The organism is Bounagaea algeriensis (assembly GCF_054491375.1).
Genome location: NZ_CM137102.1, coordinates 771,133 through 791,157 on the forward strand (window position 1 = coordinate 771,133; position 20,025 = coordinate 791,157).

Consider the following 20,025-nt stretch of genomic DNA (forward strand, 5'->3'; position numbering starts at 1 on the left):
GCCGGACTGGGAAGTGTCCGGTCAGCGACAGATGGCGCTGGCCTGCAGTCGCAGATCGACGTGCAGCCGACTGGTCAGCCAGAGGCGCCGCGGGTATCCCATCACGCTCAGTTGTAACCCGGGCGGGTTGCCATGGCATTCCCGGAGGTGCGAGTTGTGCCCAAGTTCATCCGGTTGCCGCAGTGATGCGCCGCTCCTCTCGCGAGGAGATCACTGCTCCGTGTCGGTTTGATTCCACAGTGTCACGACGCTCAGTTCGGCCTCGGCGAGCAGGTTCCGCGTCAGCGGCAGGCTGATGCCGAGCACGCTGGAGGGATCGCCGTCCACGCCCTCCACGAACCAGCCGCCGAAGCCGTCCAACGTGAAACCGCCCGCCACGTGCAGCGGTTCACCGGTGCCGATGTAGGCGTCCACCTCGGACTCGCCCGGCGTGCTGAAGCGCACCGTCGTCGCCCGGTGCGCCTGCGCGCGAGCCGCCGGCCGGTCGGCGCTGATCCGCACCACCGCGTGCCCGGTCAGCAGCGTGGCTTGCGAACCCGCGTTGCGCAGCCAGCGCTGCTTGGCGGTCTCCGGCGCGCCGGGCTTGCCCACGACCTCGCCGTCGCGGGTGTGCAGCATCGAATCGCAGCCCACGACCACCGCGTCGCCGAACTCCTCCGCGACCGCGGGAACCACCGCCTCGGCCTTCGCGGACGCGAGCGCGGTCACCTGCTCGCCCGGGCTCGCCTCCGCGACCCGCCGCAGCACCGCCTGCTCGTCGACACCGGACACGCGCACGACCGGGTCGACACCCGCGGAGCGGAGGACGGAGAGGCGGGCGGGGGAAGCGGAAGCCAGCACGAAACGCACGAGGGGAGTTTAGGGTGTGCGCCGGATGCGGCTCGCGTACGGGCTTGCGCAGCGGAACCTCCGACGTCGCCTCGCTCCGGGATCCCCGACCTCGAGTAGCGACCTACACAACGTCGGGGCTGTCCTCGCGAGGCGGCGCCGGAGAACCCGCGGTGGGTCGACCTGCGTACGAGGGAGGAAGCGGCTTCGCCGCTTGCCTGACGAGTCGGTGTGCGGCCGAACGATGCGAACTGTTTCACATCGAATTGCAGCGGTGGTCGCGGTTGTGTCGTGGGCGCCTTCGGCGCTGCCGCGCCGAGAACGAGGCGGTGACCCGAACAGGCCCCGGATCGTCGCGGGCAGGGGGCGTCCTACTCTGGACGGATGACGAACCCCGTGCTGCTGGACTCGGAGACGCTGCGCACGCGCCTGGTGGAGCGCGGTCCGTACGCGGCGCTGGACGTGGTGACCGTGACCGGATCGACGAACACCGACCTCGTCGAGGCCAGCGGCCGAGGTGCGGCCGACCGCACCGTGCTCATCGCGGAGGAGCAGCGCACCGGTCGCGGACGCCGCGAGCGCACCTGGACCTCCCCGCGCGGGTTCGGCCTGCACATCAGCGTGCTGCTGCGGCCGGGGCTGCCGCCGGCGGCCCTGGCGCGCCTGCCGATCGTGGCCGGCCTGGCCGTGGCGGAAGCGATCAACACCGGCTACCTGCTGCCGGTCGCGCTCAAGTGGCCGAACGACGTGCTCATCGGCGAGTCGGGCCGCAAGACCGCGGGCATCCTCGCGGACGCCACCACGGGCTCGGACGGCTCGGCCGCGGTGCTCGGCATGGGGATCAACGTGCACAACGCGCGCGCGGACCTGCCGCAGCAGAGCGGCGCCATCGCGCCGACCTCGCTGGCCGCCGAGGGTGCCGGCGTCGACCGGGAGGAGTTCGCGGTGCAGGTGCTGCGCGAGTTCGCCCGCTTCGAGGGCATGTGGCGCGCGGCGGAGGGCGACCTCGCGCGGGCCGGCCTGCTCGAGCGCTACCGGCGCTACTGCGGCACGCTCGGGCGGCAGGTGCGGGTGGAGCTCGCCGACCGCGCGGTGCACGGCACCGCGGTGGACGTCGACGACACCGGCAGCCTGCTGCTGCGCACCGATTCCGGCGAGCTCGCGGAGGTCTCCGCCGGCGACGTGGTGCACCTGCGCCCCGCCGAGGCGTGATCAACGAGTAATAACATTCGCGTTGTTAATACTGAGTTCCGCCACTGGGTGGGCGACCGCGAGGTCGGCAGCTGCCGGGATGCTTCCTCCGGCCGGTACGGTGCTCGCGAGAGCCGTCGAACATCGGGAGGAACCGCGGTGGCCTACCCTGACTCCCTGCTCGGGGACGACGAGCACGTGGTGGTGCACGCGCACCCCCATTGGAAGAAGCTCGTCCTCCCGATCCTGGTGCTGTTCATCGTGGTCGGCGGCGGTTCCTACCTCGCCGCGCTGGCCGCACCGCTGTCGTGGCACGCGATCGCCTGGATCGCGCTGGCCGCCGTCGCCGTGATCATCCTCGTCCCGGCCACGCTGACGCCCGTGCTGCGTCGCCAGACCACGCACTTCGTCGTGACCACGCAGCGCATCATGGTTCGCGAGGGCGTGTTCACCCGCAGCGGCGTGGACATCCCGCTGCAGCGGATCAACTCGGTGCAGTTCCGGCACGGCCTCGTCGACCGGATCTTCGGCTGCGGCACGCTCGTGGTCGAGTCGGCCTCCGAGAACCCGCTGGAGTTCGAGGACATCCCGCACGTCGAGCAGGTGTACACGCGGCTGTACCAGGAAGTGCCCGCTCCCGGCGGGGACGAGCCCGGCCGGCGGGACGCGGTGGAGGAGTACTGATGGACGCCTGGGAATCCGGCCTGCCGATGCGCACGCCCGCCGAGGACCTGCCGAGCGCGGTGACCATCTGGGAGGTGGGGCCGCGCGACGGGCTGCAGAACGAGAGCGGCACGGTGCCGGTGGAGGTCAAGCGCGAATTCCTGGAGCGGCTGACCGAGGCCGGGCTGCCGGTGGTGGAGACGACCAGCTTCGTCCACCCGAAGTGGGTGCCGCAGCTGGCCGACGCGGCGGAACTGCTCGAGGCGTTCCGGCCGGACCCCGGTGTGCGCTACCCGGTGCTCGTGCCCAACGACAAGGGCCTGGACCGCGCGATCTCCGCCGGCGTGCGGGACGTGGCGGTCTTCGCCTCGGCGACCGAGAGCTTCGCCCGGCGCAACCTCAACCGCGCGCTCGACGAGCAGTTCGCCATGTTCGAACCGGTGGTGCAGCGGGCGGTGTCCGCGGGGATGACCGTGCGCGGGTACGTGTCCATGTGCTTCGGCGACCCGTGGGAAGGTCCGGTCGCGGTCGACCAGGTCGTCGACGTGGGCGAGCGGCTGCTGGACATGGGCTGCGCGCAGCTGTCGCTGGGTGACACGATCGGCGTGGCGACCCCGGGCAACGTGGCCGCCCTGCTGCGCGGGTTCGACGCGGCCGGGGTGAACACCGACCGGCTGGCGGTGCACTTCCACGACACCTACGGCCAAGCCCTGGCCAACACCTACGCCGCCCTCCGCCACGGGGTGACCACTGTGGACTCCTCGGCGGGCGGCCTGGGCGGCTGCCCCTACGCCCGTTCGGCGACCGGCAACCTCGCCACCGAGGACCTGGTGTGGATGCTGTCCGGACTGGGCATCGAGCACGGCGTGCACCTGCGGTCCCTCGTGGACACCAGCGTGTGGATGGCCGAACGCCTCGGCAAGCCGAGCCCGTCGGGCGTCGTGCGGGCGCTGGCCTCGTGACCGCGGCGCCGGAGCCGCTGCTGCACTGGGTGCGGGCACGTCCGGTGCTCGTGTGGCGGTGCGCGCGCCCGTGGCTGGCCGTGTCGTCCGCGCCCTACGGCGGTGGGATCGACACCCGCCGGTGGGTGCTCAACGCGATGGTGCACCGCGACTACGCCCGTCCCGACCCGGCCGCGCACGTCGACGAGATCCGCACCGAACTGGGCCTGCCGGAATCCGGTGCCGGCATGCTCACCGCGGTCGACGTGCGGGAGGCGGTGACCATCGCGGACGCGGGCGTGCAGGCCTGCGTCACCACCGGCGCGACCCACCCGGTGTGGGCCGCGGCGCCCGAGCCGGCGCTGGAAGTGCGGGAACCGGGCACGATCAACGCGGTGTGCTTCTCGCCCGTGCGGCTCGGCGACGCGGCCCTGGTCAACGCGGTGGCCACCGCGGCGGAGGCGAAGGCCCAGGCGCTGGCCGAGGCCGGCGTGGCCGGCACCGGCACGGTCACCGACGCGACCGCGGTGCTCTGCCCGGCCGACGGCCCCGCCGAGGACTACGGCGGTCCGCGCTCGCGCATCGGCGCGTCGCTGGCGCGGGCCGTGCACCGGGCGGTGACCCGCGGGCTGGGCCCCGGGGTCTGACCCGGTACGGGTCACATCGGCTGGTTGAGGGCCTTCTCCTTGCGCGCGGCCACGGTCGAACCGGATTCGCGGCGCGCCATGCGGCGCAGCACCACCGGCGCGACGAGCATCCCGACGACGGCCCAGGCGCCGAGGGCTCCCAGGGTTTCCAGGTGCCGCCACGACTCGCCGATCTCGGCGACGACCATCTGGTCGGGCAGCAGCGCCGAGCGCATCCCCAGACCCGTCCAGTACAGCGGGAAGACCTGCGCGATCACTTGCACCCAGCCGGGGAACACCGTGATCGGGAAGAAGATCCCCGAGATCACCACCAGCCCCATGATGGGCACCATGATGAAGCCCATCTGCCGCGGGTTGGAGAACAGCGAACCGAACACCGCCCCGATGGGCAGCGTGGCCAGGAGTCCGAGCACCGCAACCCACAGGAACGTCCCCCACGATCCGAGCGAGGCGAGTTCGAACCCGTCGAAGAACACGACGCCGGGGACGAGCAGGATCAGCATGCTGACCGCGGTGATCCCGCCGAGCATGACGATCTTGCCGACCAGGTAGCTGACCATGCCGTGCGGGGTGGCTTTGGCGCGCAGCAGGGTGCCGTCCTCGCGGTCCACCGTCAGCGCCTGCGTGGCGTTGACCATCCCGGTGAAGGCCACGGTCATGCCCAGCACGCTGGGCAGCGTCATCGCCGCGAGCGAGAACTCGGTTCCCTCCACGGTGGAACTGCGTTGCGTGCTCATCACGACGAGGAACACCACGGGTGGGAAGAGGTAGCCCCACAGCTCCTGTCCGCTGGTGAACGTGTGCCGCAACTCGATGAGTCCGCGGCGGAACGCGAGGCGTGCTGCGTGCGGGTTCACGAGAGCTCCTCCCCGGCGGTGAAGGCGAACTGGTCGACGTCCTGGCCGGACTCGTAGGCGCGGACCAGCGCCATGTAGGTGTCCTCGAGCGTGGCGCGGCGCACTTCCAGCTCGGTGACCGCGTCGTGCCGGTTGAGCAGGTCGCGGACGAACGGGACCGGATCGGCGGTGCTGCGGGTGTGGCGCTGCCCGTCGAGCGTCCAGCGGACCTCGGACTCGCCGGAGACCTGGCGGGACAGTTCCTCGGTCGTCCCCCCGGCGAGGATCCGCCCGCCGGCGAGCACGAGGATCCGGTCGGCGAGCTTCTCCGCTTCGTCGAGGTCGTGCGTGGTCAGCAGGATCGTGGTGGCCTCGTCGGCGGCGAGCCGGTGCACCAGCTCGTGGAACTCGAGGCGGGCCTGCGGGTCGAAGCCCACGGTCGGCTCGTCGAGGAACAGCAGCTCGGGCCGTCCGACGATGCCGATGGCCACGTCGAGGCGGCGGCGCTGCCCGCCGGAGAGCGAGCCGACGCGTTTGCCCCCGTGCGCGCCGAGTCCCACCACTTCCAGCAGCTCGTCCACGTTCCACGGCCGGTCGATCTCGGAGGTGGCGAACGGCCGGTAGTGCTCACCGAGGTGCTGCAACAGCTCCCGGACGTTCCACTTGGCGTGGTCGCGCCAGGACTGCAGCACGATGCCCAGCCGGGCGCGCCAGCGCTCCCCCGCGTGCTGCGGGTCCGCGCCGAGCACCTGCGCGTCGCCGCCGGAGCGGGCGCGGAAGCCCTCCAGGATCTCCACGGTCGTCGTCTTGCCGGCGCCGTTCGGGCCGAGCAGCGCGAGCACCTCACCGCGCCGCGCCGCGAACGACACCCCGGTGAGCACGTCGGTGCTGCCGTAGCGCATGCGCAGGTCGCGCACGTCGAGCGCCGTGCCGGTGTTCGCCGTGCCGGCGGTGGACGAGCCGGCGGTGGACGTGCGCGCGGCGACGTGCGCGATCTTCCCCAGTTCCATCGATCCTCCGAGCGGGCGCGACCAGGATCCGCCGGCCGCGGGGCGGACTGCTCCGATGCGCGTGCACGTTACCGGAAGGAATCCATCCGGTGCAGCAACTTTGTCCGAATCCGCCGGGCGGTCACTGCGGCACCGCGCCGCGCACGGCTTCAAGACGAGGCGTTGACGAACTCGGCCAGGTCGGCGCTCTGCTGCAGCCGCGACGGCTCGTGCACGTACATCATGTGGCCGGCCGCGTAGTAGCGGACGTCGATGTTGGCGTGCAGCTGCTGCGGGATCTTCAGCTGCGCCAGCGTGTGCTCGGCCGCGTAGTACGGCGTCGCCCCGTCGGTGCGCCCGCACGCCACGTGCACGCGCAGGTGCGGGTTCGTCCGCATGGCCGCGCTGAGCTTGTCCACAACGGACACGCTCTGGCCCTCGAACTCCTTGTAGGACCACGGGTGCACCCGGCGGCTGAGCACCTCGTAGGGCAGGTCGTTGAGGTAGCCGAGCTCCTCGCGCACGTAGTGGTTCAACGCCGCCGAGTACGCCCCGCGGATGCCGGAGATGCTCGGGTCGTCGGTGAACGTCTCGCCCACGTTGTCCGGTTCCCAGCCGGTGAACCGCCCGTCCATCCGGCCGACCGTCAGCCGCCGGTCCCGCAGCAGTTCGGTGAAGAAGTGCAGGTGCTCGATGCGCAGGTTCGCCCGGTCCACGTAGTCCTCGGACAGCCCGGTCAGCTGCGCGGTGCGCCGCACGATCTCGGCGCGCTGCTCCGCGGTCAGGCGCGCACCCCGCGCCAGCGCCCACGGGTAGTCGCGGGAGGCGAACTCCTCGGCCTCGGCCAGCACCTCGTGCAGCGGGCGGTCGCCGTGCTTGCCGTGGTGGTGCGCGATCGCCGCGTAGGTCGGCAGGTACACCGCGTACGGCAGGTCGTTGCCCTCGGTGAACCGGATCGTGCCCATGTCCAGCACCGAGGACAGCAGCATCAGGCCGTTCGGGTACCAGCCGCAGTGCTCCTGCAGGTGCTCGGCCAGCGCCGCCGCGCGGATCGTGCCGTACGACTCGCCGGCGAGGTACTTCGGCGAGAGCCAGCGGCCGTTGCGCGTGGTCCACAGCCGGATGAGCTCGCCGACCGACTCGATGTCGCGCTGGTAGCCGTGGAAGTCCTCCGGCTTGCCACCTTCGACCGCGCGCGAGTACCCCGTGGAAACCGGGTCGATGAACACGAGATCGCTGTGCGCCAGCAGGGTTTCCGCGTTGTCGGCGAGTCCGTACGGCGGTGCGGCGAGATCGCCCGCGTCCCCCGAGAGCACCCGGCGCGGTCCGAGCACGCCCAGGTGCAGCCACGTGCTCGACGCGCCCGGTCCGCCGTTGAACGCGAACGTGACCGGACGGCGCGTGCTGTCGGCCACGTCGGCCACGTAGGAGGTCACGAACACTTCGGCCTTGGGCTTGTGGCCGCGGAACGTGCCGTCCTCGTGCACCTCCTCGCGCAGCACCATCCGCCCCGCGGTCGCGGTGTAGGAGAGTTCACCCGCCGTCGTGCTGATCGTGTGGTGGGTGCTGACGAGGTCGTCGGCCGCGACCGGGGTTTCGCCGCCGTCCCGGGTGTTCTCGGTCTTGCTCTCCGCGGTTCCGTCTTGCTGCGTCATGCCGCCACACTAGTGCACGCGCGCCGCGCAGCGATCGCGTTCCGCAGTGCCCCTCGGCGCGTCGGGCAGCCGTACCGGGGGCCGGCCCTCGGGGGCGAGGCAGCTGTGGTCAGCGCGGGCCTGCCCGGCCGCGGCCGGTGCGCACGGCGTCCGGGACACTGGGGCCATGTCCGCGGACGCCGTTGATCGCATCACGTCGCTGGGTGAACTCGACCGCCAGGTCACCGGGTGCCGCGCCTGCCCGCGCCTGGTGGAGTGGCGCGAGGAGGTCGCCCGCACCAAGCGGGCCGCGTTCCGCGACGAGGAGTACTGGGGACGTCCCGTGCCCGGTTTCGGCCCGACCGACGCCTCGATCGCGATCGTCGGCCTGGCGCCCGCGGCGCACGGCGCGAACCGCACCGGTCGGATGTTCACCGGCGACCGCTCGGGCGAGGTGCTCTACCGGGCGCTGTACGACGTGGGGCTGTCCTCGCACCCGCAGTCGACCTCGATCGACGACGATCTGACCCTGTACGGCACGCGCATCACCGCCCCGGTGCGCTGCGCACCTCCGGCGAACAAGCCGACCCCGCAGGAGCGGGACACCTGCCGCCCGTGGTTGGCCCGCGAGCTGCGGCTGCTGCGGCCCACGCTGCGCGTGGTGCTCGCGCTCGGCGCGTTCGGTTGGCAGGCCGTGCTGCCCGTGCTGGGGCAGGCGGCTTGGCGGATCCCGCGGCCGCGGCCGAAGTTCGGTCACGCCGCTGAGGCCGAACTGGCGGCCACCGACGGCGGCGGGGACCTGCACCTGCTCGGCTGCTACCACGTCAGCCAAAGGAACGTGCAGACGAAGTTGATGACCAGCGAGATGCTGCGGGACGTGCTGGAGCGGGCGAAGGATCTGGCGGGGATTTCGTGAGCAAGGTGGTTCGACCGCCACGGCCAGGGGAGGTTCGGTTCACTCGAGGTCAAAGGCGGATCGGATTGCGACGGAGAGGGCAATTTCCTGATCCGCGAGCAAGTAGCCGAGGTGGCGACCCAGTGCCGAGGTTGGCACTGTGACGATGTTGTCGCAGCTGATCACGCTGTCATGATCGAGTCCGTTTGCCGAACCGACGGGAACCTCCGTAGACAGGCCGCGGATAGTGCTTGTGATCGGCGCGACGGACACCCGGGTGAGGTGGGGCCGTACCAATTCGCGAGTCAGGATGAGCACGGGACGCGTCTTGTCGAGACGTGCGCTGTGGATCGGCCGCATCAGTCGAGATCGTCCATGCTCGCGCGCGAAGCGTGGTCGGCGAGACTGTCGAGATCGGTGTCGCTGGGTTCTCGGGCGAGGATGACCGCGTCCCGGGCGGCGATCTCCCGTCGACGCTGACGCTCGAGTGCGTGAGCGACAACCTCCGCTCTGCTGTTGGCATCACCGTGCTCGACGTGCTCGTCGATGAACTCGACGAGGTCGTCCGGAAGGCGAACCGCAATCTGCCTGGTCATACCAAGATGGTACCAAATTGGGATTCGCTCAGGTTGGTTCTGTGCGCGTCGGCCGAGCAGTGCCCTCCTGGAAGACGGCATCCGGATTGATGATCGGCGAGGTGCTGCGCCGGGAGGAGGGCGATCGCCGGGATTCCGTAAATCCGTTCACGTCAGCCAGCAGAACACCTTCACCGGCAGGCTCACCCCGGAGATGCTGCGCGGCGTGCTCCAGCGGGCGAAGCGTCCCGGGAAGAAGACTTGACTGCGCATGCAATATGACTGCATCATGCAGTCATGGCGGTGCTGACGATTCGGGACGTGCCAGACGACGTCAAGGATGCTCTCGCGAGGGACGCACGCGAGAGCGGGCAGTCTTTGCAGGCCTTCCTGCTGGGAGTCTTGCAGCGGCAGGCGGCGTTCAGCCGCAATCGGCAGCTCCTCTCCGAGATCGAATGCGATCTCGGAGAGGGCGGTGGGGCCGGCGACGACGCGCCGGACGCTGCGTCGCTCCTGGAGCAAGCGAGGCCGGATGAACCGGGTGGCGGGGCCGGTCGGTCCGGGGCAGGTGGAGCGGCGTGATCGTTGTTGACGCTTCGGTGCTGGCGAACATGTTGCTCTACGCGGATGAGCGCGGGCGCCGAGCGAGGGCTGTGCTGGGTAGGGATATCGAATGGGCCGCCCCCGAGCACTGGAAGGCGGAGGTCTTCTCGGTCGTCCGCGGGCTCGCACTCGGCAGCAAGATCAAGGAGGAGCAAGCCGTCCGAGCGGTTGAGCGTCTCCCGCTGCTCGGCGTTGAGCACGTATCGCTCGACGCGCTTTTCCCCCGCATGTGGCAGCTCCGCGCCGGAATCAGCGGTTATGATGCCGCTTATGTGGCGCTGGCGGAGGCACGCGGCATCCCCCTCGTGACGTCGGACGGTCGACTCGCGCGCACGGCGACGAGCTACTGCAGGGTGGAGCTCGTTTCTTCCGGAACGTGACGACTTGGGTCTGGGCTCCGCCCAGGTTCCGCAGATCCGTCCACCTCAGCCAGCGGAACACCTTCACCGACCGGCTCATCCCGGAGGTGCTGTGCGAGGTGCCCCGGCAGGCCGAGGAGCTGGCGGGGCGCGGTGAGGAGCTCGGTTCAGCTCATCGACGGAGGCCGGGAGAGCTCGGTGCGTTGACCGCCGTTCGCCGATCAAGCAGTTATACTGAGCAGTGGTGACGACAACACCGCGCGAAGCGCTTGTGCGGCTCCGCGCCGCGGTGGGAACGGGTGAGGTCGAGCAATTGTGCAGCGAGCACGAGCTCGATCTGCTCGTCGTGCACGGCAGCGCGGTGGAGCAAGAGCCGTTGCGGCCACCGGCGGATCTGGACATCGCGTGCCGGCACCGCCTGGGAGCCGAGCTGAACGCCATCGGGTTGATCAATGATCTGATGGAACTGACCTGCTTCGACGCGATCGACCTCCTCGATCTGAACACCGCTGGTGTGGTGGCCACTGCCCGGGCATTGAGCCCGCAGAGCCTGTTGTTGTACGAAGCGGAGCCGAGCCTGTTCACCCTGGCGCAGATCGCAGCGTTGACGACGGATATGGAAACTCGGCGCTTCCGCCTCCTCGACCTCAAGCTGATGGCTGGGCGATGACGCGCAACGGTCTGGACGTGGACGTCCTCCGCAGCAAGCTCGACGCGATCGGCTGAACGTTCACTCGCCGGAGATCGGTCGAATCTCGCAGCGGACGCCGCCTGCGCGTGCGAGTCTGAGATCTCCCGTCAGCAGTGGACATTCCAGCGTTTCGGCGGCCGCGACGTACGCGGCGTCGTACGCGGTCACGCTACCTCGCAGCTCCCACGTCCGCGGAACCAGTCGAGCGGAGCTCACCGTCTCGATCGCCATCTCGCCCAAGGCGGTGGCCGCGTCTTCAGCCCGTTCCAGCGCGATCTTCCGGCTCAGGAGTCGCCCCCGGGCCACGGACACGACTTCAACGAAGATGTGCTCGGGCGCCGCCCAGTGGTCGTCGGTGGCGAGTTCGTCACGGGCGCGATCTCCCGCGTGGCCGTCGTCGAGCTCGGCCTGAGCTGCCAGGGCGCGCGAGCGTTCGACCTCCTCGTGGTGCGCGGACAGGAGCGCAGCCGTTGGCTCCGACGTCGCGTCCCACTCCGCCGCGTCGCCGCCGGGGAGGTGGGCGAGTACGTCCTCGGCGGCGAACCCCCACCGCATCCAGCGCCGTTCCACCATGCTCAGATGCTTGACCAGTCCGAGGGGCGACCATCCCAGCGGTTCTACAGGGGTCGTCAGCTGCGCGTCCGACAACCCCGAGATCTTGCGGAGCAGCCGGTCGCGGTACCAGTCGAGATATCCCGTGAGCAGCGCGTGCGGATCCCGCGCGGTGACGGCGGGGTCGCCGAGCTCGCCGAGAACGGGCGGAGGGCTTTCGCCGAGTTCCGTCATGTTCGCGAACCTAGCGCAGCTCGCCGGAACCGCATGCGCTACGACATCGAGCTGGCGCGAGGCGCCCTCGGTGACGAGCTGGAGCGCATCCGCCCGCTGTCGGCGTGACGGCAGGTGCGGTGTGACGGTGGGTGCCACGTGACGGCGGGTGCCACGTGACGGCGGGTGCGGCTCCATCGCGCGGTTCGACGATCGCGAGCGCCTGGCTGCCCGCTGCGGCATAGAGTGGGTACCGGTAGACCTCGCCGATGACGGAACGGAGTGCGCGTGGTGTCTGCGAACTCGCAGGAGAACGCTGGGGAAGCCGTTCCCGCCGTGCCGCGGCGGGAGCTCGGCGGCCTCGAGGTGAGCGCCGTCGGTTACGGCGCGATGGGCCTGTCCGGCGTGTACGGCGAAGCCGACGACGAGCAGTCGCTGCGCACGCTGCACCAGCTGCTCGACCGCGGCGTCGACTTCGTCGACACCGCCGACGTCTACGGCGCAGGGCACAACGAGGAACTCATCGGCCGCCTGCTCGCCGAACGCCGCCGGGAGGTCGTGCTGGCCACGAAGTTCGGCGGGGGTCGGGAAATGGGCCTCGGCCGTCCCGAACACGTGCGGCAGGCGATCGACGCGAGCCTGTCGCGGCTGGGCACCGACCACGTGGACCTGTACTACCTGCACCGCCTCGACCCGACGACGCCGATCGAGGACACCGTCGGCGCGATGGGTGAGCTCGTCGCCGCGGGCAAGGTGCGCCACCTGGGCCTGTCCGAGGTGAGCGCGGCGACGCTGCGGCGCGCGCACGCGGTGCACCCGATCAGCGCGGTGCAGCAGGAGTACTCGCTGTTCACCCGGGACCCGGAGCGGGGGCTGCTGCCGGCGATGCGCGAACTCGGCGTGGGGCTGGTGGCCTACTCACCGCTGGGTCGCGGCGTGCTCACCGGTCTCAGCAGCGTGGCCGAGGTGGAGAACCTCGAGGCGCGGCAGCAACGCTACCCGCGCTTCGAGGAGGAGAGCCTGCGGCGCAACATCGAGCTGACCCGGCCGCTGCGCCAGCGCGCCGAGGAGCTCGGCCTCGCCCCGGCGCAGCTGGCGCTGGCCTGGGTGCTGGCGCAGGGCGAGGACGTCGTGCCGATCCCGGGCAGCCGGCGCATCGCCAACGTGACGTCGAACGTGCGCGCGGCGGCGACACCGGTCGACGAGTCGGTGATCGCGGAGCTGTCCGCCGCGTTCCCGCCGGGCGCGGCCGCGGGGCAGCGCTATCCCGACGCGGGGATGGCGCGCGTCGAGCAGTGAACAGGGCGGTGAACGGGCGAGCGCTGGTGTCGTTGCGGAGTTGACAGATCGTGTGGTCCCCCGCGGACGCCCTCGACAGCGCCAGCATCAACGGCGAGGAGGACTCGACGGTCGTAGCGCTCGCCTGGTTCGATCCTGTTGCACCGACGCAGGAGCGAAGCGACGACTGCCTCCGGGAACCGCGTGGACACGGTAAGACTGTTGATCCCCCTGCTCCCGATCGACGAACACACGTCGACCGGGACCAAAGGGGGGTGAGGATTCCGGTGTACCGGATTTGTGCCTTCGGAGCCTTCACCCATCGAGCTTGTTACGGCTCGATAGCGCCGGGGTACCGGAGCAGGGCGGCGATGGCGGGCCGATAGTGCTCCGGGTCTGCGCGTGGCGCTTCCAAGATCGGTCGCGGGGCTGCTCCGAGAACGACACGTCCACGCGCTCCAGCTTCACCGGTTCTGACCCGGGTGCTCGGCGCGCTGAACGTCGGCCAGGACTCGATCCTGCCCACGGCCTGCCTGGGACGGCCGTGGAGGAAGCGCGCTTCCGGGTGCTACGCTGACCCTGCTATTTGAACTCTTGGCGGATTCAAGATAGCACGGTTCGCCCCTCGGCTTTGATCGGGGGGCGTTCTCGTATCTCGGGGCGGTTCCCCGTGTTTTCGCCGCCTGTTCCTGTTCCTCGCCTGCAGCTTCGGAGCCCCGTCAGTTCACCCGGGCGAGTAGCTGCGGCCGGCCCGTGCGCAGCGATCCCCGCGCATCCCATAGACGGGATCTATGGAAATTATCGAAAATCGGTCTGCGGCGCCTTCGCGGGCCGCGTGAGCAGCGGCGGAAATGTTCTGCCGTGCTTTTCGCCGCCGAATTCGGAGCCGTCGGGGGTTTGCGCCGGGCGGACGGGCAACTAGTATCCACCGGAGACGCCAGAGAAATCGAATTTTTCCGCTGTTCCGCTCGATTCGCCCTTTCGGCGAGGAGGAAAAGCATGTCAGATTCCGGTGCGAACCGGCAGCACCTGCCGTTGCCCGACCCGGTGCCGAGCGCGCCCACCGCCACCGACGTCCGCGACCAGGACCCGGCCCACCGGCCGGCGCAACCGACCCGGCCGCCGCAGGGCGCGCCGAACGTCGTCGTCGTGCTGCTCGACGACATGGGCTTCGGCGCGCCCAGCGCCTTCGGCGGGCCCTGCGAGATGCCCACCGCCGACCGGCTGGCGGCCGGCGGTCTGCGCTACAGCCGCTTCCACGTCACCGCGGTCTGCTCGCCGACGCGGCAGTCGCTGCTGACCGGGCGCAACCACCACTCGGTGGGCATGGGCGTGACCACGGAGATGGCCAGCGCCGCACCCGGCTACAGCGGCATCCGCCCGCGCAGCGCGGCCACGCTGGCGCAGGTGCTGCGCGGCAACGGCTACAACACGGCCGCGTTCGGCAAGTGGCACCAGACCCCGGCGCGCGACGTCAGCGCCGCCGGCCCGTTCGACCGGTGGCCCACCGGCGAGGGCTTCGAGAAGTTCTACGGCTTCCTGTGCGCCGAGATGAACCACTGGTACCCGGTGCTGTTCGACGGCACGACACCGGTGGAGCCGGACCGCAAGCCCGAGGAGGGCTACCACCTGTCCGAGGACCTGGTGGACCGGGCGATCGACTGGGTGCGCACGCAACGCACGCTCAACCCGGACAGCCCGTTCTTCACCTACCTGCCGTTCGGCGCGACGCACGCCCCGTACCACGTGCCCAAGGAGTACCGGGACAAGTACCGCGGCGCTTTCGACCACGGCTGGGACGCGCAGCGCGGGATCACCCTGCAGCGGCAGAAGGAGCTCGGCGTCGTGCCGGAGGACGCCGAACTCGCCCCGTGGGCCGAGGGCGTGCCGCACTGGGACGAGCTGTCCGAGACCGAGCAGCGCTCCGCCGCCGCGCTGATGGAGCTCTACGCCGGCTTCGCCGAGCACACCGACGTGCAGATCGGCAGGCTCGTGGACGCGCTGGACGAGCTGGGCGAGCTGGACAACACGATGATCGTCTACATCCTCGGCGACAACGGCGGTTCCGCCGAGGGCGGTCTCGGCGGAACGCTGAACGAGCACCGGCTGGCCAGTGGCATCGAGGACACGCCGGAGCAGATCCTCGAGCACGACGAGGCGCTGGGCGATGCCACCACGCACGCGCACTACCCGGTGGGTTGGGCGCTGGCGATGAACACGCCGTACCAGTGGACCAAGCAGGTGGCCTCGCACTTCGGCGGCACGCGCGACGGCATGATCGTGCACTGGCCCGGGGGCATCGACGAACCTGGCGGCGTGCGGCACCAGTTCCACCACGTCATCGACGTCATGCCCACGGTCCTGGAAGCCGCGGGGATCGCCGAACCCTCCGGTGTGGACGGTGTTGCGCAGCAGCCGATCGAGGGCACGAGCCTGCTGTACAGCCTCAACGACGCGCAGGCGCCCGACCGCCACCGGACGCAGTACTTCGAGATGGTCGGCAACCGCGGCATCTACAAGGACGGCTGGATGGCCGTGACCCGGCACGGCACGCCGTGGGAGATGGTGCAGGACGGCGTGCGGCGCTACTTCGACGACGACCGGTGGGAGCTGTACGACACCAACGTCGACTGGACGCAGGCGCGCGACATCGCCGCCGAGAACCCGGGCAGGTTGCGCGAACTGCAGCAGTTGTTCCTCATCGAAGCCGCCCGGCACCAGGTGTTCCCGCTGGACGACCGGATGACCGAGCGGGAGAACCCGCGCGAGGCGGGCCGTCTGGACCTGCTCGGCGACCGGCGCAGCATCATCTTCCACGCCGCGACACCGCGGCTGACCGAGGAGACCGCGCCGAACGTGAAGAACCGCTCGCACACCGTCACCGCGCGGTTCGCGGTACCCGACGGGGGAGCGGGCGGCGTGCTCGTCGCCCAGGGCGGGCGCTTCGGCGGCTGGTCGCTGTACCTGCACCAGGGGCGTGCCTGCTACGCCTACAACTACTTCGGGCTGCGGACCCACGTGGTGCGCGGACCGGTGCTCGCCGCGGGCGAGCACGAGGTCGTGGCGGACTTCGGCTACGACGGCGGCGGCGTCGGCAAGGGCGGCACCGTCGAGTTGCGCGTGGACGGTGCGGCCGCGGACAAGGGGTACGTGGACGGGACGATCCCGTACTACTTCGCCTTCGACGAGACCTTCGACATCGGCGTCGACCGGGCATCGCCGGTGTCCGAGGACTACCCGGCCGCGGACAACGCGTTCACCGGCGTGCTGCGCTCGGTGCGCGTCGACCTCGGCGACGACCTGTGCAGCGACGTCCAAGCCGCCGAGCAGTTCCGGACCGCCCATGAGTGAGATGCGAACACCGCGCGGCCCGGAAATCCGAGAAGCTCGGGAAATCCGAGAAGCTCGGGAAATCCGGGAGGCTCGGGAAACCGGGGAGGGCCCGGATACCCGTGAGGGGACCGAGGCGTGCTGCGCTCCTTCGGCGCAGCGCGCCCCCGCCGCGGAGGCCGAGCCGGTGCGGGTGCCGGCCGGTCCGCCCGACGCCGTGGCCGCGGTGCCGGTGCCCGGCGGCGTGTTCACCATGGGGTCGGAGGACGAGCGCTCCTACGCCGAGGACGGCGAAGGACCGGTCCGCGACGTGCGGATCAGCCCGTTCCGCATCAGCCCGACGGCCGTGTCCAACCGGGAGTTCGCCCGGTTCGTCGACGCCACCGGCTACCGCACCGAGGCGGAGGGCTACGGCTGGTCGTTCGTGTTCGGCGGGCTGCTGCCGGACGACTTCCCGCCGACGCAGGGCGTGGCGGCCGCACCGTGGTGGCGGGTCGTGGAAGGGGCGGACTGGCGCCATCCCGCAGGACCTCAGTCCACTGTAGACGACCTTCTCGAGCACCCGGTCGTGCACGTGACGTTCCACGACGCCCTGGCCTACTGCTCCTGGGCCGGGGCGCGGCTGCCGACCGAGGCGGAGTGGGAGTTCGCCGCGCGCGGCGGCCTCTCCGGGCAGGCGTTCCCGTGGGGCGACGAGCTCGAACCGGGCGGCGAGCACCGGATGAACGTGTGGCAGGGCGAGTTCCCGCGGAGCAACACCGCCGCCGACGGCTGGTACGGCACGTGCCCGGTGGACGCCTTCCCGGCGAACGGATACGGCCTGCACAACATGACCGGCAACGTGTGGGAGTGGTGCCAGGACTGGTTCCACCCCGCGTTCCACACCCGGGACACCCGCACCGACCCGCGCGGGCCGCGCTCCGGCACGCACCGGTGCGCCCGGGGCGGTTCGTACTTGTGCCACGCCTCGTACTGCCGCCGCTACCGGGTGTCCGGGCGTCAGGGCATGACGCCAGATTCGTCGTTGGGCAACGTCGGATTCCGCTGCGTGGTCGACGGCGTCGGATAATCCGACACCGCCACCGAACGGGAGCGGAGGGGAAGCCGATGGAACGCCGCGAACTCGAGTACTTCGTCGCCATCGCCGAACACGGCAGCTTCACCGCTGCTGCGCAGGCGCTGCGCGTGGCGCAGCCCTCGCTGTCGCACGCGATCGGCACGTTGGAGCAGGAACTCGGCGGGCGGCTGTTCCACCGGCTCCCGCAGGGGGTGCGCCCCACGGCGGCGGGCGAAGCGCTGCTGGAACCGGCGCGCCAGGTGATGCGGGACATGCGCACGGCCGGGGACTCGGTGCGGCGCGTGGTCGGCCTGGCCGCAGGGCGGTTGGACATCGTCTCGCAGACCACGCTGGCCGTGGACCCGCTGGCCGGCCTGGTGGGCAGTTTCCTGCGGCAGCACCCGGACGTGCGCGTGCAGGTGCGCGATCCGGAACTCGGCGCGGACGTGGCGAGCAGTGTGCGCAGCGGTGAGTGCGAGCTCGGCATGGTCGACTCGGCCACCCGCATCAAGGAGATGGAAAGCGTGCTGCTGCGCGGCAGGGAGATCCGCGCCGTGCTCCCTCCGCAGTGGACGCTGTCGGAGCGCAGCCGGATGAGCCTGGCCGAGCTGGCCGCGCTGGACTTCGTCACGACTCCCGAGGGCACGGCCACGCGGGCGATCATCGACAACACCGTCAGCAGTCAGGGCGCGCCGCCGCGCGTGTCGGTGGAGACCGCGCACCAGGCGATGATCGTCCCGCTCGTGCTGGCCGGGGCAGGCGCCACGCTGCTGCCCAAATCGATGGCGGAGGAGGCCGAACGCAACGGCGCCGTCGTCCGGCCGCTGCACCCGCGCGTGGTGCGCAGCGGACGCCTGTTCTGGCGCCTCGGGCCGCTCTCGCCGGCCGCCGCCGAATTCGTCGACCTCGCCGCGCGCCACGCGGCGCGGGGCGCGCGACCCGGCGAGGGCGCTCCCGCCCGGCGGGCAGCGGAAAGGGGAGGAAGAACGTGAGGCTCGGCGTCGCCGGCAGCGCGGAAACGATCCAGTCCCGGGCACCTCGTCGGCAATGCCCGGCCGTCGACAAGCTCACAGTCGCAGCGGCGGTCAGCGCTCGCAAGATCCGGTAGTGTATCCGCAAAGCCAGCCGATGACGCCTAGCTGACGTCGCGCTGATGTCAACGCAGTCGACGTCGCCAGCTCCCGCACGTGGCCGCCCGACTTCGCGAGCACGGCGTGCGGCCGACCGATTACGGTCGGTCGCCCGTGATCGACGCCACTCGCGATCGGAGTCACATTCCCGGGGGCCGCCGCAGCGCGCCCAAGGGCGGTGGTGCGACCATGAGGACCATGGCTGGTAAATCCGATCCCACGCGGATTCTCATCCTCGGCGGCGGTTCCGTCGGTATGGGCGTGGCGCTGCACCTGCAGAAGAAGCTCGGGCGCCGCGAAGCTTCCGTGACGGTCGTCGATCCTCAGCCGCACATGACCTACCAGCCCTTCCTGCCGGAAGCGGCCGCGGGCTCGGTCGAGCCCCGCCACGTGGTAGCGCCACTGCGACGAGTGTTGAAACGGTGCCACGTGGTCACCGCGGCCGTGACGGAGATCAATGACGGTGCCAAGACTGTGACGGTGGAGAACCCGCAGTCCGGCAAGCAGACCCTCTCCTACGACCACCTCGTGGTCGGTCTGGGCTCGGTCTCCCGACTGCTGCCCATCCCGGGCCTGGCGGAGCACGGCATCGGCCTCAAGACCGTCGGCGAGGCCACCTACCTGCGCAACCACGTGTTGGCCATGATGGACGCCGCGGCCAACACCGACGACGAGGAGCTCCGCAAGCAGCTGCTGACGTTCACCTTCGTCGGCGGCGGCTTCGCCGGTGTGGAGGCCCTCGCGGAGCTGCAGGACATGGCCCGGTTCGCGTGCCGCTACTACTCCACTGTCGCCCCCGAGGACATGCGGTGGGTGCTGGTCGAGGGCGCCGGGCGCGTGATGCCCGAGGTCAGCGAGAAGATGGGCGTCTACGTCGTCAAGGCCCTCGAGGAACGCGGTATCGAGGTTTACCTGAACACGGTCCTCAAGACCATCGAGAACAAGCACGCCGTGCTCTCCGACGGCAGCGAGTTCGACACCAACACGCTGGTGTGGAACGCCGGCGTGAAGGCCAACCCGGCGCTGAAGAGCAGCGACCTGCCGCTCGACGAGCGCGGCCGCGTCAAGGCCACCTCCCACCTGCAGGTCGAGGGCAAGGCGCACGTGTGGACCGGGGGCGACTGCTCGGCCGTTCCGGACCTGTCCAAGACCGACGAGGACCCGAACGCGCTGTGCGTGCCGAACGCCCAGCACGCGGTGCGCCAGGCCAAGCAGATGGGCAAGAACATCCTCGCCACGCTGCGGGGCAAGCAGACGCACGCCTACAGCCACGCCTACGCCGGTTCCGTGGCCGGGATGGGGCTGTACAAGGGCGTCGCCGACGTCTACGGCATCAAGGCCAAGGGCTTCGTCGCGTGGTTCATGCACCGCGGTTACCACGTGGGCAAGATGCCGACGTTCAACCGGAAGATGCGCATCCTGATCGACTGGACGCTGGCGTTCCTGTTCCGCCGGGAAGCCGTATCGCTGGGGCAGATCCAGCAGCCGCGCGCCGAGTTCGAACAGGCTGCGGAGAGCTGAACGCCCGGCCCGCCGTGTCCGGTCGTGCTGTGACAGCCGCGTGCCGCCGAGGCACGCGGCTTTGTCGCGCGCGACCCGTTGAGTGTGATCTG

20 protein-coding genes are annotated in these 20,025 nt (G+C 70.6%); 13 read left to right on the forward strand and 7 right to left on the reverse strand.

The features are described from left to right. Window positions 1-210: 210 nt before the first annotated feature. Window positions 211-849: a Maf family protein gene (locus ACVGV2_RS03495; RefSeq protein WP_459164609.1), complete on the reverse strand. Its 639-nt coding sequence runs from the start codon at window positions 847-849 to the stop codon at window positions 211-213. Between the two features lie 363 nt (window positions 850-1,212). On the opposite strand from ACVGV2_RS03495, the gene ACVGV2_RS03500 reads away from it, so the two are divergent. The 4 genes from ACVGV2_RS03500 to ACVGV2_RS03515 all read left to right on the forward strand — a co-directional run bounded on the left by ACVGV2_RS03500 (window position 1,213) and on the right by ACVGV2_RS03515 (window position 4,270). Beyond that, entirely contained in the window at window positions 1,213-2,040 is an 828-nt protein-coding gene (locus tag ACVGV2_RS03500; protein WP_459164610.1) for a biotin--[acetyl-CoA-carboxylase] ligase, read from the forward strand. Between the two features lie 138 nt (window positions 2,041-2,178). After that, entirely contained in the window at window positions 2,179-2,703 is a 525-nt protein-coding gene (locus ACVGV2_RS03505) for a PH domain-containing protein (RefSeq protein ID WP_459164611.1), read from the forward strand. Next, window positions 2,703-3,644: a hydroxymethylglutaryl-CoA lyase gene (locus ACVGV2_RS03510; RefSeq protein ID WP_459164612.1), complete on the forward strand. Its 942-nt coding sequence runs from the start codon at window positions 2,703-2,705 to the stop codon at window positions 3,642-3,644. The genes ACVGV2_RS03505 and ACVGV2_RS03510 overlap by 1 nt, the downstream gene beginning before the upstream one ends. Next, complete coding sequence (locus tag ACVGV2_RS03515; RefSeq protein ID WP_459164613.1) at window positions 3,641-4,270, forward strand: adenosylcobinamide amidohydrolase; 630 nt, start codon at window positions 3,641-3,643, stop codon at window positions 4,268-4,270. Before ACVGV2_RS03510 ends, ACVGV2_RS03515 begins: the two co-directional genes overlap by 4 nt. Window positions 4,271-4,281: 11 nt before the next feature. On the opposite strand, the gene ACVGV2_RS03520 is transcribed toward ACVGV2_RS03515, so the two are convergent. The 3 genes from ACVGV2_RS03520 to ACVGV2_RS03530 all read right to left on the reverse strand — a co-directional run bounded on the left by ACVGV2_RS03520 (window position 4,282) and on the right by ACVGV2_RS03530 (window position 7,750). Then, window positions 4,282-5,127, reverse strand: a complete 846-nt coding sequence (locus tag ACVGV2_RS03520) for an ABC transporter permease (RefSeq protein WP_459164614.1) — start codon at window positions 5,125-5,127, stop codon at window positions 4,282-4,284. After that, window positions 5,124-6,008, reverse strand: coding sequence for an ABC transporter ATP-binding protein (locus tag ACVGV2_RS03525; protein ID WP_459165855.1), 885 nt, complete (start codon window positions 6,006-6,008; stop codon window positions 5,124-5,126). Before ACVGV2_RS03525 ends, ACVGV2_RS03520 begins: the two co-directional genes overlap by 4 nt. Before the next feature lie 257 nt (window positions 6,009-6,265). Further along, on the reverse strand, window positions 6,266-7,750 hold the full coding sequence (locus ACVGV2_RS03530; protein ID WP_459164615.1) for a S10 family peptidase: 1,485 nt from the start codon (window positions 7,748-7,750) through the stop codon (window positions 6,266-6,268). 166 nt (window positions 7,751-7,916) lie between these two features. Between ACVGV2_RS03530 and ACVGV2_RS03535 the strand changes: the two genes are divergently transcribed. Continuing rightward, entirely contained in the window at window positions 7,917-8,645 is a 729-nt protein-coding gene (locus tag ACVGV2_RS03535) for a uracil-DNA glycosylase (RefSeq protein ID WP_459164616.1), read from the forward strand. A gap of 39 nt (window positions 8,646-8,684) precedes the next feature. Here the strand turns inward: ACVGV2_RS03535 and ACVGV2_RS03540 are convergent, their stop codons facing one another. Both ACVGV2_RS03540 and ACVGV2_RS03545 read right to left on the reverse strand, forming a co-directional pair. Further along, the gene (locus ACVGV2_RS03540; protein ID WP_459164617.1) at window positions 8,685-8,984 is read right to left on the reverse strand and encodes a type II toxin-antitoxin system PemK/MazF family toxin; all 300 of its coding nucleotides are present in this window, start codon (window positions 8,982-8,984) and stop codon (window positions 8,685-8,687) included. Further along, a complete protein-coding gene (locus ACVGV2_RS03545) occupies window positions 8,984-9,220 on the reverse strand; it encodes a ribbon-helix-helix domain-containing protein (protein WP_459164618.1) in 237 nt (78 codons plus the stop codon). Before ACVGV2_RS03545 ends, ACVGV2_RS03540 begins: the two co-directional genes overlap by 1 nt. A 276-nt stretch (window positions 9,221-9,496) precedes the next feature. Here ACVGV2_RS03545 and ACVGV2_RS03550 point away from each other — a divergent pair, with 276 nt between their 5' ends. The 3 genes from ACVGV2_RS03550 (at window position 9,497) to ACVGV2_RS03560 (ending at window position 10,831) form a co-directional block, all read left to right on the forward strand. Then, entirely contained in the window at window positions 9,497-9,781 is a 285-nt protein-coding gene (locus ACVGV2_RS03550; RefSeq protein WP_459164619.1) for a FitA-like ribbon-helix-helix domain-containing protein, read from the forward strand. After that, a complete protein-coding gene (locus ACVGV2_RS03555) occupies window positions 9,778-10,182 on the forward strand; it encodes a type II toxin-antitoxin system VapC family toxin (RefSeq protein WP_459164620.1) in 405 nt (134 codons plus the stop codon). Before ACVGV2_RS03550 ends, ACVGV2_RS03555 begins: the two co-directional genes overlap by 4 nt. Window positions 10,183-10,405: 223 nt before the next feature. Beyond that, window positions 10,406-10,831 carry a nucleotidyltransferase domain-containing protein gene (locus ACVGV2_RS03560; protein WP_459164621.1) on the forward strand — a complete coding sequence of 142 codons (426 nt, stop codon included), beginning with the start codon at window positions 10,406-10,408 and terminating at the stop codon, window positions 10,829-10,831. Window positions 10,832-10,891: 60 nt separating this feature from the next. Here the strand turns inward: ACVGV2_RS03560 and ACVGV2_RS03565 are convergent, their stop codons facing one another. Continuing rightward, on the reverse strand, window positions 10,892-11,860 hold the full coding sequence (locus ACVGV2_RS03565) for a mycothiol transferase (RefSeq protein WP_459164622.1): 969 nt from the start codon (window positions 11,858-11,860) through the stop codon (window positions 10,892-10,894). A 45-nt stretch (window positions 11,861-11,905) separates the two neighbouring features. On the opposite strand from ACVGV2_RS03565, the gene ACVGV2_RS03570 reads away from it, so the two are divergent. From ACVGV2_RS03570 to ACVGV2_RS03590, 5 genes are all read left to right on the forward strand, one after another. Then, the gene (locus ACVGV2_RS03570; RefSeq protein WP_459164623.1) at window positions 11,906-12,916 is read left to right on the forward strand and encodes an aldo/keto reductase; all 1,011 of its coding nucleotides are present in this window, start codon (window positions 11,906-11,908) and stop codon (window positions 12,914-12,916) included. A 978-nt stretch (window positions 12,917-13,894) separates the two neighbouring features. Next, entirely contained in the window at window positions 13,895-16,246 is a 2,352-nt protein-coding gene (locus tag ACVGV2_RS03575; RefSeq protein WP_459164624.1) for an arylsulfatase, read from the forward strand. A gap of 61 nt (window positions 16,247-16,307) precedes the next feature. Then, window positions 16,308-17,294, forward strand: coding sequence for a formylglycine-generating enzyme family protein (locus tag ACVGV2_RS03580; protein ID WP_459165856.1), 987 nt, complete (start codon window positions 16,308-16,310; stop codon window positions 17,292-17,294). A 38-nt stretch (window positions 17,295-17,332) separates the two neighbouring features. Continuing rightward, entirely contained in the window at window positions 17,333-18,274 is a 942-nt protein-coding gene (locus ACVGV2_RS03585) for a LysR family transcriptional regulator (protein ID WP_459164625.1), read from the forward strand. Between the two features lie 336 nt (window positions 18,275-18,610). Then, window positions 18,611-19,933 carry an NAD(P)/FAD-dependent oxidoreductase gene (locus ACVGV2_RS03590; RefSeq protein WP_459164626.1) on the forward strand — a complete coding sequence of 441 codons (1,323 nt, stop codon included), beginning with the start codon at window positions 18,611-18,613 and terminating at the stop codon, window positions 19,931-19,933. Window positions 19,934-20,025: the final 92 nt, after the last annotated feature.